At 55.7% G+C, this 15,008-nt stretch carries 6 protein-coding genes; 5 read left to right on the top strand and 1 reads right to left on the bottom strand.

The features are described from left to right. The first annotated feature begins 633 nt into the window (after window positions 1-633). Window positions 634-1,545, top strand: coding sequence for a DMT family transporter (locus ACLPGZ_RS13620; protein WP_035268110.1), 912 nt, complete (start codon window positions 634-636; stop codon window positions 1,543-1,545). A 119-nt stretch (window positions 1,546-1,664) separates the two neighbouring features. Here the strand turns inward: ACLPGZ_RS13620 and ACLPGZ_RS13615 are convergent, their stop codons facing one another. After that, window positions 1,665-2,597: a bile acid:sodium symporter family protein gene (locus ACLPGZ_RS13615; RefSeq protein WP_035268109.1), complete on the bottom strand. Its 933-nt coding sequence runs from the start codon at window positions 2,595-2,597 to the stop codon at window positions 1,665-1,667. A 346-nt stretch (window positions 2,598-2,943) separates the two neighbouring features. On the opposite strand from ACLPGZ_RS13615, the gene ACLPGZ_RS13610 reads away from it, so the two are divergent. The 4 genes from ACLPGZ_RS13610 to ACLPGZ_RS13595 all read left to right on the top strand — a co-directional run bounded on the left by ACLPGZ_RS13610 (window position 2,944) and on the right by ACLPGZ_RS13595 (window position 14,991). Continuing rightward, window positions 2,944-3,867 (top strand): DMT family transporter, encoded by a 924-nt coding sequence (locus ACLPGZ_RS13610; RefSeq protein WP_115635142.1) that lies wholly within the window; start codon window positions 2,944-2,946, stop codon window positions 3,865-3,867. A gap of 149 nt (window positions 3,868-4,016) precedes the next feature. Beyond that, window positions 4,017-5,720, top strand: a complete 1,704-nt coding sequence (locus ACLPGZ_RS13605; protein WP_060185971.1) for a ShlB/FhaC/HecB family hemolysin secretion/activation protein — start codon at window positions 4,017-4,019, stop codon at window positions 5,718-5,720. A gap of 47 nt (window positions 5,721-5,767) precedes the next feature. Continuing rightward, window positions 5,768-14,563, top strand: coding sequence for a two-partner secretion domain-containing protein (locus tag ACLPGZ_RS13600; protein WP_429641521.1), 8,796 nt, complete (start codon window positions 5,768-5,770; stop codon window positions 14,561-14,563). Beyond that, window positions 14,560-14,991 carry a hypothetical protein gene (locus tag ACLPGZ_RS13595; RefSeq protein WP_060185969.1) on the top strand — a complete coding sequence of 144 codons (432 nt, stop codon included), beginning with the start codon at window positions 14,560-14,562 and terminating at the stop codon, window positions 14,989-14,991. The genes ACLPGZ_RS13600 and ACLPGZ_RS13595 overlap by 4 nt, the downstream gene beginning before the upstream one ends. Window positions 14,992-15,008 lie beyond the last annotated feature (17 nt).

Genomic DNA, 15,008 nt, shown 5'->3' with positions numbered 1-15,008 from the left:
GGCTTGGAAACAAGGCAGACCGACAAACCGGACAAGCGGTGTCTGGAGCCCAGCCTTGCACTAGGCCCATAAAAATCGGGGTGAATCTGTGTCTGTCAGGAATGGTTGGTTCCAGACAGGGTCAGGTGGATCAAATTGAAAACACGTCCGCCGTTCATAGGGGGATCCAGCCGGGGCAGACAAGGTCTGCCTACCTGAAAAACGGGCAAAAACACGAATACTTGCCAGGAACAGAGACCTGCATAACGACGCGCGGGACAGGCCCTTGCGGTTAAAGGTGCTGGTTGTGGTGCCAAGTAATGCACTTGGGGCGCTTGATCGGGTCAAGCTTTATTCCCAAAAGTGGGGGTGTTTCAAGGTCGATTTACCCTGGGTAGCTGCATCTGATGTTGCTAAAGTCAGACGAGCGTGGATGGGATGGGCCAATACAATTCAATCAGCGCCATGACGTGACAATTGTATGATTATAAATAATATTTATGGATTGGTCAAAGATTGACCAGTTCTCATCGTCACAAGCAGGTAGGTAAAGGCGTAGAGGGCAGGGCATGCTTGCCTATATACTAGGCCAATCGTAACGGTGCAGAGTTGACCTGAGGAGGGATCACATGCGCCGTTGCCGTTTTTTAGGACATGCTTGTGAGCACTCAGAAATTGACCCCTGGCACGACGGCTTTACTGGTTTTACCCACGATCTTGTGGGCAAGTAATGCTATTGTGGGGCGCCTGATTCATGATCAGGTTCCGCCCATTACCCTGAATTTCTTCCGTTGGCTGGTAGCTTTCACCATTCTGCTTTTTGTAGGACGGCAAGTGCTGCGACGCGGCAGTAATTTGTGGACCAACTGGAAGCGCTACTCGATTCTGGGTTTGCTGGGCATAGGGATCTATAACGCTTTGCAATACCTGGCACTACAAAGCTCGTCCCCCATTAACGTGACTTTGGTCAACGCCAGCTTGCCGTTCTGGATGCTGGTCATTGGACGCCTGTTCTTCAAATCTACCGTCAATGGGCGTCAGTTGGTGGGGGGCTTGATGTCCTTGCTGGGTGTGGTGCTGGTGCTGACGCGTGCGGACTGGCAGGAGCTGATGGCCTTCCGTTTTGTGCCGGGTGATGTGTACATGGTGATTGCCACTATCGCCTGGGCGATCTATAGCTGGATGCTCAGTACGCGCCGCCATGAGGGTGCAATCGCAGAAACCTGGGCCACGGTAGTGATGGCACAAGTGTTTTTCGGTTTGATCTGGTCGGGTGCTTTTGCCGCCATGGAGTGGAAGTTCACCGATTGGCATATCGACTGGTCCTGGGGCTTGTTGCTGGCCATTCTGTATGTGGGGACTGGTCCGGCTCTGATCGCCTTGCGATGCTGGGGCGTGGCTGTCCAGCGAGTGGGCGCTGCCACGGCCGGTTTCTTCGTCAATCTGATGCCCGTATTTGCCGCCTTGATGTCGGTTTTTATTCTGGGCGATACCCCCAAGCTTTACCACGGAGCGGCTTTCTTGCTGATCGTAGGCGGGATTTATGTGTCTTCGCGTAAAAGCTGAGACTTGAGCGGATGCGGGTGTCTTGCGACACTCTGGATGCAAAAAAAGGGACGCCCGGTAGAGCGTCCCTTTTTACTTTGTGGACTTGGGTTTAAGCCCTTGCACCTGGCTGCAGGTGTTTACTTGCCATCACCCATGCGACGGAAAATTGTCGCGACCAAGGGACCGGAAATATTGTGCCAGACGCTGAAGATTGCGCTGGGCACGGCGGCCAATGGCGAAAAGTGGGCGCTGGCCAGGGCAACACCCAGCCCGGAGTTTTGCATACCCACTTCAATAGCCAGCGTCTTGCGCTGTGCTAAAGGCATGCCGCTCAAGCGTGCCAGTACATAGCCCAGGATGTAGCCCAGGGTGTTATGTACAACGACAACCGAGAACACCAACAAGCCACTGGTCGCAATTTTGGGCTGGTTACCCGCGACAACAGCGGCCACGATAGCCACAATGGCCACCACAGATACCAGGGGCAGGGCCGCCACACCGGCTTTGATCTTTTCACCCATCAGGGATTGCACAATAATGCCCAGGGCAATGGGCAGAATCACTACCTGAACAATGGACCAGAACATGGCCGAGGCGCTGACTTCCAGCCATTGGCTGGCCAGGAAGTAAATCAGGGCAGGGGTGACGATAGGAGCCAGCAAGGTGGTGACCGACGTAATGGCAACCGACAGGGCCAGGTCGCCACGGGCCAGAAAAGTCATCACATTGGACGAGGTGCCACCGGGGCAGCAGCCCACCAGAATCACGCCAATGGCCAATTCGGGTGGCAGGGAAAAGGCGTAGGTCAGAAACCAGGCCAGACCGGGCATGATGATGAATTGTCCCAATACACCAATAGCCACACGGCCAGGGCGTACAAACACCTCCGCAAAGTCCTGGCGCGACAAGGTCAGCCCCATACCGAACATGATGATGCCCAGAAGTGGAACAATATAAGCGCCTAACCAGCGATAGTGGTCGGGAAAGTAATAGGCCAGAACGGCAAACAGTAGAACCCAGATGGCAAAGGTATTGCCAACAAAACGGCTCAGGCGGGCGATAGCCTGCATGATGAAATATCCTTCAAGGAGCACGGCTGGCCGGTGGGCCGGCGCGGTGCGGATTAGTCTGTTACGGGGAGCAGCATGGGTCGGGCCGGGTGTAGGGCCGTCCATCGCAGACCTGCTTAAGGGCTGGCGACGCGACTTTCCGATGGGGTGGGATAAAGCGCTGGCAACACGGGGCCGTACGGGCAGATCTGGGTAAGGTCAGGAGTACAGGCAGTGGTGAGCGAAACGGACAACATGGCAGGCCATGTTTTTATCCTGGAAGGCCGAGCTCGGGCGTATTGTAGACCCTGGCCGCCATGGTATTTTGATTAGCTGCCTTGCAAATGTGTGTATTAGGAGAGGGTGGGTGAATAGAGCGGGATCACGTCTGGCGGCATACGCCTGTTTGGCCTTGTCCATGTCTTTGGTGGGCAGTTATATCGCCTTGACACGGCCTTTGGTGGCGGCGCTGCCGGTGTTTCTGTTGGCCTGGCTGCGTTTCGGCATTGGCGCGATAGCCATGCTGCGTTGGCTGCGCAAACCGGCGACCGAACCCGCACTGGACCTGCGTACCCGTGGCCTGATTTTTCTGGAATCCTTTTTGGGTAATTTCCTGTTCACGCTGTGCATGGTGACGGGCATCAGCATGACCAGTGCGGTATCTGCAGGCGTCATTTTGTCTGCCATCCCCGGCATGGTGGCTTTGTTCAGTTGGTACTTCCTGAAAGAAAGCATAGGGCCGCGCACCTGGGTGTCACTGGCCCTGGGGATGGGCGGGATTGCCTTATTGGCCTTGGTACAGGCGGATGATCACGGTGTGGGTCAACTGGACCCAGGAAAAATGTGGCTGGGCAATGCGCTGATCTTTTGTGCCGTCCTGTGCGAGTCGGCTTATGCGGTCATAGGCAAGCGCCTGACCGCCGTGCTTAGTCCCAAGCGCATCAGCGCGATTATCAATCTGTGTAGCCTGGTGCTGATTACGCCCCTAGGTTTATACGCCGCCTGGGATTTCGATTTCACGGCACCGGCAGGCTGGATCTGGCCTTTGCTGGTGTTTTATTCCTTGGCTGCAAGTGTCTGGACGGTCTGGCTGTGGATGACGGGAGTGCGTTCCGTACCTGCTTCGCAAGCCGCGGTGTTTATGGTCTTGATGCCCCTGGGCACCGCAGCAGTAGGTGTGCTGGTGCTGGGTGAGAGCTTTACGACCGTGCATATTTACGCCTTCATCCTGGCCTTGGCGGGTTTGCTGTTGGCGACGTTGCCGCAGCGTTCAGGAGCCAAATCGCCCTGACTTATACCCACACAACTTGTCCGCATCCGTAAATGGTTCTACAAAGTATTACTGCTGTGCTCACCCTTTGTTTACTTGGGTATCATTAGTCCCGCCAGTTTATCGGTATTAGAAAAAACTATTGATGCTTACGCAAAAGGACATAGGTGATGAGGGGCACGGTTTGGCCCAAGAGGTGGCCTTTGTTGGTTTTGTTTGCACCGTTTATTCCTGCATTGGCGCAGACACAAAATGGTATGGCGCAGGAATTGCTGCGGCAGCAGGAACGGGAACGTATCCTGCGTGAACAGCAAGAAACCTTGCCCGATGTGCGTTTGCCGCCTGTGCAGACCCCTGCTCCTGAGCAATTGCCTGATAAGGAAAGTCCTTGCTTTCCTATTTCACAAATACGGTTGGAGGGGGACCAGTCCCCGCGTTTTACCTGGGCCTTGAGGGCAGCCGACCCGGCCCATGATCCCGCTACGGGGCGTTGCCTGGGTACGGACGGGATCAACGTGGTGATGGCCCGTATTCAGAATGCGATTATCGCGCGTGGTTATGTCACAACGCGTGTGTTGGCGCCTGCACAAGATTTGCGTGCGGGCCAACTGACCTTAACGCTGGTTCCAGGTCGTGTGCGTGACGTACGTTTTACCGAAGAAACATCCTTGAAGGCGACAGCCTGGAACGCGGTTCCTATCCGACGGGGCGATTTACTGAATTTGCGCGATATTGAACAGGCTTTGGAGAATTTCAAGCGTGTTCCCACCGTAGAGGCAGATATTCAGATTGTTCCCGCTGAAGGCGACGATGCCCGGCCTGGCGACAGTGATCTATTAATCGCATGGCAGCAACGCTCGCCGCCGATCCGTTTATCGGCCCATTTAGATGACTCTGGCAGTAAGTCAACAGGCAAGCTGCAAGGGGGCGTGACCGTCTCGCTGGATGACCTGTTGATGCTGAACGACTTGTTTTACGTCAACCTTAACTACGACCTGTTCAGCAGCCGTGGCAAAGGTAACCGGGCACAGACCTTTCATTACAGTGTGCCCTATGGTTACTGGACGCTGGGCGCGACCATCAGTAGCTATAAATATCATCAAACGATTGCGGGCTACAACCAAGGCTATGTGTACAGCGGCACCAGTGACAATGCAGAGTTACGCTTGTCACGTTTGGTTTACCGTGACGCAACACGAAAAACAGCCTTGTTTGGCCGAGCCTGGACACGTCGCTCGAGTAACTTTATTGACGATGTGGAAATCGAGGTCCAGAACCGTCGCACGGGTGGCTGGGAGCTGGGGGTGACCCATCGTGAGTATTTGGGTAACAGTACCTTGGATGCGAGTGTGGCTTATCGCCGTGGCACGGGAGCCTTTAAAGCGAAAAGTGCGCCTGAGGAGCCCTTCGGAGAAGGCACCTCACGGATGAAGTTGATTACTGCCGATGTGCAGTTGATGGCGCCGTTCTCGCTGGGAACTCAGCGCGCCCGCTACATCAGTAGTTGGCGAGCGCAATGGAATCGTACGCCTCTGGTCCCGCAGGATCGCTTCTCTATTGGCGGCCGTTACTCGGTGCGTGGCTTTGATGGTGAGCTGATGCTCATGGGTGAGCGCGGTTGGGTCTGGCGCAATGAAATCGGTGTAGCGGTTGGTGCCGGCCAGGAACTGTACTTGGGTGCCGACTATGGTCATGTAGGTGGGCCATCCACACGCTGGCTTCAGGGACGCAACTTAGCGGGTTCCGTGATTGGGCTGCGAGGAGGGGCCAAGGGGTTTTACTGGGATCTGTACGCCGGTGTGCCTCTTCATAAGCCTGAAGGATTCAAGACCGATTCGGTCACGACGGGCTTTACCCTGAGCTGGTCCTACTGAACTGAACTTTTCTTTCTTATTTCGCGCCAGATCCAGAGTGTGATGATATGAACAAGAATTTATATCGTATTGTTTTTAACCGTACGTTGGGCTTATTCCAGGTTGTAGCGGAAATTGTGCGCCGCAATGGACCCGGTGGGCGTGCTGGTACGAGCACCACCGTGCATAGTCGCTTCCTGGCCGTTGTCAATCCTGTCTACTTTGCCTTGGCGATGGCACTTGGTCAGGTTTTTATGGTGCCGGTAGCCCATGCTCAGCTTGTAGCCGATCCGAATGCTCCGGGCAATCAGCAGCCAACGGTGCTGGAAGCAGCCAATGGGGTGCCGTTGGTTAACATCCAAACGCCTAGCGCTGCGGGTGTCTCGCGCAATACTTATCAGCAGTTTGATGTCGATACGCAAGGTGCGATTCTTAACAATTCCCGTACAAGTGTGCAGTCCCAATTGGGAGGCTGGGTGCAAGGCAACCCCTGGCTGGCGCAAGGGACGGCGCGCGTTATCTTAAATGAGGTCAACTCCAACGATCCCAGCCTGTTGCGGGGCTATGTGGAAGTGGCGGGTGATCGTGCGCAACTGATCATTGCCAACCCTGCGGGTATCTCGTGTGATGGTTGTGGTTTTATCAATGCTGACCGTAGCACGCTGACCACCGGCAAACCGATTATTAATGGTGGGGCGCTGGAGGGCTACCGTGTGCAAGGCGGCAGCATTTCGGTTTTGGGTCAAGGTTTGGATGCCAGTGCCGCTGACTATACGGATTTAATCGCCCGCTCGGTGCAAGTCAATGCAGGCATCTGGGCACAGCAATTACAGGTCACTACGGGTGCCAATGAAGTCAGTGCCGACCACAGCAAGGTGCAAGCCGTCGATACCGATAGCGGGGCGCCTGCATTTGCCTTGGATGTCGGCGCCTTGGGGGGCATGTACAGCCAGAAAATTGTTCTCGTGGGGACCGAGCGTGGGGTCGGGGTGCGTAACGCTGGTGCGATTGGTGCTCATGTGGGGCAGGTGGTGGTGACTGCCGATGGTCGTTTGGAAAATAGTGGCACGATACAGGCCAAGGCAGATACGCAGATACAGGCAAATGATGGCCTGGCAAACACCGGCGTCATTAGTGCGGGCCGTGAACTGTCCATAGACAGTGTCAAGGATATTGATAACCGCCAGGGGACGCTGAACGCGCGGCGGGTGGCGATTAAAGCCCAGTCTTTGGATAATCAGGCAGGCACCATTGAGCAGGCTGGAACCCAGAGTTTGTCATTGTCAGCCGCTCAAATCAGCAACCGGGAGGGCGGTCGTATTGGTTTGATTGCTCAGGACTCATCGTCAGGAGAGCCCCCTCCTTCGGGGACCGGTGTGGATGGGGAAACGGGCGGTACGGGCGCTAATCCGGCGCCGGGCACTGGCCAGGAAGGCACGGGCGTTGGTAGCGTTGCGCCGCTGGAGCCGGGACAGCTTGATATTGCGACTAGCTTGGACAATACGGGTGGCCGTATTGTGGCTGGTGGCAATATCAATATGCTTGCCAAAGCGGGGCTGAATAATGATGGGGGACACCTGGGCCTAGGGCGGCTTGAGGTTAGCGGCGGCGACTTGAGTAACCGTCAGGGGGAAATCAAGCTTGCCGATCAGGCCCAAATTGCCGTCGGGCAGTTCCGTAATGACAAGGGCCTGTTGCAATCGGCCGGTTCGCTTGATCTGAGCGCACAGGAACTGTCCAATCGTGGCGGCCAGCTTGTCGCTACAGGCGATCAATCGACTCGTGTGCAGGTGGTGGGCACACTTGATAACCGTGACGGGGGAAAACTGGCCAGTAATGCTGATCTGAACATTCGAGCCGGTGTCTTGGAAAACAAGGAAGGTGAGGTTTTGCACGCAGGCAGTGGGCACCTTGACCTGTATGCCGCCAACTTGCAGGGGCAGCAAGGCCATATTGCCAGTAATGGCACCTTGAATCTTCGCGGTACAACGACAGACTTGCAACAGGCCACGACGCAGGCACAGACAATCAGCGTTGAGACTGGCACGCTCAATACCGCCAGAGGCACTTTGCTGGCCACGGGCGGGGATGCCCTGGTACTGAAGGCGCAGGACTCAATCGATAACCGTGACGGAATGATCATCGGCAATGGTCACGTGCAAGTGCAAGCGGGCGCGCTTCACAACCAGGGCGGTACGGTATCGTCCGCACAGACATTGAGCATGGATGTTCAAGAGTCGCTCAATAATCAAGGTGGCAAGGTATTGGGTGTGGCCGATGTGTTTATTGACGCCGGAACCGTCGATAACCGTGAAGGCGGTCTGCTTGTGTCCACGGACGGTGGCATGGAGGTACGGACACAGGGCCGTACCGAGAACGCCAACGGCATAGTACAAGGTGCTGCGGCTACCCGCCTGATGAATGCTGGGTTGGGCAATGCGGGGGGCATCGTGCTGGGCTCTCGTGTTGATGTTCATACCCAAGGGGCCTCGCTGGACAATGCCGGCGGCACCATTGCTAGCACGGATGGCACGTTGAATCTGGACAGTGGAGCATTGAATAATGCCGGCGGCTTGCTGCAATCGAACAAAGCGTTGCGTCTGGATACCCATGGGCAGGAACTGATCAACACAGGCTCGGGCAGTGCGGGCGGGATCGTGAGCGGCCAGGCCCTGACGCTGACCAGTGCGAATGTGGATAACCGTGAAGGGGTGATCTACAGCCAAGGTGATGCCAATCTGGAGCTGTCGGGCGTGGCGAACAATAGGGCTGGGCTGATAGCGGCAGGTAAGGCGCTACACCTTCAAGCGGAGCAGATTCTTAATCAGCATACTCAAGGCACAGATGCCAGCCCCTCTCGGGGCATACAAGGCAAACAGGTCACGTTGACGGCGGGTCATGTTGATAACACCAAGGGTGCGTTGGCTGCGGATGACTCCCTGGTGATTCGTGGAAGCGGTACGGCCAGTGTGGTGGATAACACGGCAGGCCAGTTGTATTCGGATGGCCGTATTGAACTGGCTGCCCATCGGGTGCTTAACCAGTCAGGTACGATGCTTGCCGGCCAATCCTTAGCGCTTGCCGCAGACACGGTAGGAGGTGATGGCAGCCTGCATTCAAAAGGCGATCTGAGCCTGTCTGTTCAGCAGAATTTCACTAACCTGAATGATATTCGGGCTAACGGCCAAGCAGTGATTCACTCGGCTGCACAGTTGAACAATCAGGGCGTGATTCAGGCGGGTACGCTTGAACTGCGTGGCGAACACGTCAATAACACGGTTACGGGGGAGATCAGCGGGGGGCGCACCACCGTTGTTGCCAAGGGAACGTTAAGTAATCGTGGCCTTATCGATGGCGCTCGAACTCATATTGATGTGGGCACGCTGGATAATGCGGGTACGGGTCGCCTATATGGGGATCATCTAAGCATTCAGGCCGATACTGTTAATAACCGGGAAGAGGGTGATCGTGCTGCTGTCATCGCCGCACGAGAGCGCTTGGACATCGGTGCCAAGCTTATTAATAATCGGGAGCAAGCGCTGATATTCAGTGCTGGCCCAGGTGCTGATGCTCTTAATGTCGGTGGTGCACTGGATGGGCAGGGGCAGGCGACCGGTCGCGCGGTCCTGGTTCTGAATGACAGCGCCGTCATTGAATCTTTGGGTGGCATAAGCATCGATGCCAACCGTTTGCTCAATCGCAATCTGCATTTCAATACCGAATTGGTCCGGGTAGGCGAACCGACACAGCATACTTATATTCAGCCCTCGGGGGATCCGAACAAGCATGATATCAGTGAGTATCGGTGGGAAGGCTGGAGCCGCGCTGGACGCTATCGTCACCGGGAAACGGGTGCCGAGGTGCGCAACTGGACTCAGTATGAGATTACCCGCAGCGAATATGAAACCCAGGTGACCGAAAGTGCTCCATCCCTGATTCGCGCCGGTGGTAATCTCACTTTACATGGCAATGAGCTGCTGAACGACAAGAGTCAGATCATTGCTGGTGGCGTTCTTCAGGGTGATTTGGATAAGCTAAAGAATGAAGCGGTCTTTGGGCAGCATGTCATTCGCCAGGCTGGAACCAGCCAATACACCTACAGCCGGTGGCGGGGTGGTTTCAAGCGTTATCACCAGCGCAAATGGCATTCGAAAATTGCCTATAACCCGGCTGATAGCGTCACTACATTCAGCCTGGATGTATCTAAGCTTATCGAGAATGCGGCGGGACAAGGCAGTGGCTTTGCCATTGATGATCGACAGACGGCTCAGGTGGGGGGGCAACTGGAGCGCAATGGCGCCGTGGAGCGCAAGCCAATAAGTGAAGTTCAGGCTCAGGCCCCTGGCTTCAATGGTGATACGCTCGAGCACATCCGGATGGTTCAGGTCGATACCGAGATCCCCACTAACAGCTTGTTCCGCACCAGCCCCGATGCTGGTACTTATCTGGTTGAGGCCGACCCGCGATTTACCGACTATCGCCAATGGCTCAGCTCGGATTATATGTTGACCCGGCTTGGCTATGATCCTGTCACGATGCTCAAGCGTCTGGGCGATGGGTTTTATGAGCAAAAGCTGGTTCGTGACCAGATCAATCAATTAACGGGACGCCGTTTTTTGGAAGGCTACGTCAATGATGAGGAGCAGTATCGTGCTTTGCTGGAGGCGGGCAGCTCCTATGCCAAGAAATGGAATTTGCGCCCTGGAGTCGCGCTCAGTACAGAGCAAATGGCTCAACTGACCAGCGATATGGTTTGGCTGGTCGAGCGTGATGTCACCTTACCGGATGGCAGCAAGGCCCGTGCTTTAGTGCCGCAAGTCTATGTTCGCGTCAGACCGGATGATCTTGATGGGAGCGGCACCTTAGTGGCGGCCAACGCGATCGATCTTGCTATCAAGGATGATGTGCTTAATTCCGGAATGATTGCCGGGCGTACAGCCGTCCGGATCACGGGACAGAACCTGCGTAATCTGGGAGGGCGTATTGCCAGTGACGCAGTGGTCCTTAGTGCCCGTGAGGATATTGACAATGTGGGTGGCACGATCCAGGCCAAGAGCGCCTTGCTGCTTGATGCCGGACGCGACCTTAACGTGGTCAGCACGACCCACAGTGATGTCAAGCAGGCAGGGAAAAGTGACTTTAGCCGGACCAACCTAGACCGGGTGGCGAGCCTTTACGTGACCAATTCTGATGGCATTCTGTTGGCGGCAGCCGGTCGTGACCTCACACTGAATGCAGCACAAGTGATCAATAGCGGCAAGGACGGCCAGACTGCGCTGGTGGCCGGTCGTGATGTCAGTCTGGGGACCGTCGCCATTGCAGAACAAGAGAATAATGTTCTTGATGCCAACAACTACCTGAAGCAAGGTTATGAGCGGGAGGTAGGCACCAGTATCACGACCGCGGGGGACGTACGGGTACAAGCAGGTCGAGACTTGACAGCGCTTGCCGCGACCGTGACCAGTGAGCAAGGCGCTGTGGTCGCTGTTGCGCAAGGCGAGGCCCAGATTTTGGCCGGACAAGATAGTCGTAACTGGAGTGAAGGCCGGCAAATCAAAAGTCGTGGTCTGCTCAGTTCCAAGAAAATGACCACCCGCGACAGTCTGGAGGAAACAACGGCCGTATCCAGTACCTTCAGTGGTAAGACCGTGGCTGTGCAAGGGGAAAATGTCACGGTCACTGGCAGCAATCTGGTGTCTGATGCGGGTACCGTTATTGCGGCCCGCAATGATCTGACCATTCAGGCCGCAACAGATACCAAGCAGGAAAGCCATTTCAAGCGGGTCGACAAATCCGGTTTCATGACTGGCGGCGGTTTGAGTTTCACGATTGGCAAGCAGATGCAAAGTGCTGACCAACAGGATGCCAGCACACGGGCAGCGGCCTCGACAATCGGCTCGACGGATGGGGATGTCATGTTGGCAGCGGGTAATCGCTATCAGCAGACAGGTAGCCATGTTCTGGCACCCAAAGGCGATATCGACATTCATGCTAAGCGGGTGGATATTCTTGAGGCTCGTGAAACCGGCATAAACATTCAGGAAAGTAAGTTTCGCCAGTCGGGCCTGACAGTGGCTTTGACCTCGCCGGTCATTTCCGCTATTCAGACAGGTCAGCAGATGAAGCGGGCCTCCAGCGATACCTCTGATACCCGAATGAAAGCCTTAGCGGCCGCCACGACGGGGCTGGCGGCCGTCAATGCCTACGATGCGGTCAGCGCTGACCCTACAACGGCCGGGGGGATCAACCTCTCGATTACGGTCGGTTCCAGTAAAAGCGACAGTAAGTCCAAGACCTCCTACGACACAGCCGCCGACTCTACGGTGGCAGCAGGTGGAAATGTCCGTATTAGTGCGACGGGTGCGGGCCAGGATTCCGACCTGACGGCGCGTGGCAGTACGGTCAGCGCAGGGGGCGATGTTCATCTGAAGGCTGATGGCGACATCAACTTGCTGGCGGCAGAAAACACGGTCCAGACTGACCGCAGCAGCAGTAGTTCCAGTGCTGGCGTGGGGGTGGCCGTTTCCTTGGGGTCCAATGGGATTGGCTTTGGTGTGACGGCTAACGCCAGTCGTGGCAAGGGCAAAGGCGAGGGTAAAGACCTGACCTGGAGTCATAGCTATGTCACCGCGGGAGACCGTCTGGTGCTGGAGTCCGGCGGTGATACGAATCTGCGCGGCGCGGTAGCCCGTGGTCAGCAAGTGGTGGCGGATGTGGGGGGCGATCTCAATATAGAGAGCCTGCAAGATACGAGCCGCTTTACCAGCAAGGACAGTAATGTTGGTGGCAGCGTGATGGTAGGAGTCGGTTTTTCGGCCAGTGCCAACGTTGGCAAGCAGAAGATCAATAGTGATTACGCCAGCGTTCACGAGCAGTCTCGTATTGAGGCTGGGGATGCGGGCTTCCAAATCACGGTCAAAGGGAATACGGACCTGAAAGGGGCCGTCATCACCGCTTCAGAGCAAGCCGTCAAGGACGGGCTTAACACCTTGACGACGGGTACGCTGACCGCAAGCGATATAGACAATTACGCCCATTACAAAGCCAGCAGTATGAGTCTGGGGGTTGGGTATAGTTCAGGCGGCAGTGATACCTCATCGGGTGTAGGTACGGACCAGCAAGGCCAAGCTGCCACGGGCGAGCAGGTGCCTGGCACCACCTTGCCCAACACGGGCGGCTTTAGCGCCAGCCCGCCAATGGTCATGGCGGCCAGCGGCAAGAGCAGCAGCACCACGTATAGCGGCATTAGTGGCGCCCAAATCACGATTACGGATCAAGCTAAACAACAGCTTCTCACCGGGGAAACACTGGATGAGCGTCTGGCCAGTTTGAACCGTGACGTATTGACGGGCCAGGACGGCAGCAATGCCCTCAAGCCGATTTTCAACGAGCGAGAAATCCAGGCGGGCTTTGAGATTGTCGGAGCGTTGCAACGCGAGACCGGCGTATTCCTGAATAATCGGGCCAACGAAGCCACTGCCGCTAAGAAGGCATTGGATCGTGAACGAAGCAAACCGGAAGGTGAGCGTGATCCTGCACGTTTGGCAGCGCTTGAGCAACAGCTAAAAGCCACGGCAATCTGGGCCCCGGGTGGTACGGGTCGTCAGGTGTTAACGGCCTTGGCGGCAGCTGCGGGCGGCAACGTGACTGGTGCTTCATCCCAGTTTGCCCAGAATCTGGTGGTCAATTACCTGCAACAGCAAGGGGCAGGGTATATCGGCGGCTTAGTTAAAGACGGCACACTGACCGAAGGCAGTGCCTTGCATGCCGCCTTGCACGGTGTGCTGGCGTGTGCGGGAGCGGCGGCCAGTAATCAAGGTTGTGCCGACGGTGCGTTAGGCGCTGCAAGCAGTAGCTTGTTGACCAATTTGTTTTTGGATCAACCGGGAGAGACGGCGCAGGCAAAAGAAGCGAAGCGCAATCTGATTGCAACGCTGGTGGCCGGCATCAGTGCGACCGGTGGCCTGGAGGCGGCTACCGCCACCAACAGCGCTATTGCTGCCCTTGATAACAACTATCTGACGCAATCGGCTGTCGATAAAGTGAAAGCCTGCCTGAGCGGCAAGACCTGCTCGTCCGAGGAGCAAAAGAGGGTCAGTAAGGAAGAGGCTGAACGTCTCAGTCAGTTGCTTGATCGAGAAATGAATGCGCTGTGCGCGGCCAATCCGGTGGGGGATGCATGTCGTACTGCGGTCAATACGGCTACGCAGTACATAGCCATGCAAGATGCCTGGGCCTTATTGAATGGAGACGTGACCCGTTCGTCCAAAAACACCTTTGATTATGTCTACAACAGCCTCGGGGCCGAATCACGCTTTGCGCTGTACTACAACACCATTGATAACCGGGCGGACTTCTTTGGTGCATCGGACCGCTATGAGCAACATGTCGGTTCGGGGGCGAAGTGGTATGGGGGTGCGGAAGATGTATCGCGTGCAGCCTTAACAGGCCTGGGTGCGGACGGAAAGGGTTCAGGATATTCATTCCTGTTCGGTTCGCTTCTCGCGGGGGTAAATGCAGACACAATTTATGATTGGAGGCAAGAAGCTGGTAATTCGCTAATGAGCGCCGGGTTCTCAAATTTCAAGGACTTGTATAACCAAGATCTTGACCCAGTGCAGTGGGATATCAATCAACTACGAAGTGAACAACAAACCTTGCAGCCTATCCATCAAAAATACTTGAAGGACCGCGTAGTGTTTACATGGGTATCTAAAACGATGACCAATAGTGATGGTCTGGGCGCAATACTGCCAGATAGACAAACCGCACCCGGCGGGATCGATATTCTGGACTATAACTCGCGGATAAATTACGGATGTAAGCTGCTAGGTTATAGCCAGGAACAGGGGTGCAAACCATGAGTCCATACCCACGCTGGCGTGTATTTTTGAGTTTCTTGCTTTGTCCCGTGCTGGCCGGCCCATTTATTGGGGTGTGGCTGGCCTTGTCGGGGTCACAGCCCGGGGATGAGGCATGGGTGGTACTGGTAGGCAGTATGGCAGGTGCTTTGCTGGCCGCACTCAATGCGCTTGTTTTCTATGGTGTTCCAGCGCTGCTATTAGCCTTGCTCTATAGCGTAGTGAAACCTACAAAAACAGGGCTTAGTGTCTTATTGATTACCATTCTGGGGGCGCTGACTGCGTTGTTTTGGAATATGTTTGTGTTTCCCGGTCTTAAGGATTGGGCGAGCGCGTTGTTGGGGGGGGGCACGTCACTATTCATGGCCCTATGGGCCTTACCTAAGCAGTCCCCAAATTCGCACCTGAAAGGCACGATGTCGGACACGTAGCACAGCCTGGGGACGTA

The sequence above is a fragment of the Alcaligenes sp. Me129 genome (assembly GCF_050487245.1).
GTDB classification, from domain to species: Bacteria; Pseudomonadota; Gammaproteobacteria; order Burkholderiales; family Burkholderiaceae_B; genus Alcaligenes; species Alcaligenes phenolicus.
This window is presented reverse-complemented; position numbering and strand designations above follow the sequence as displayed.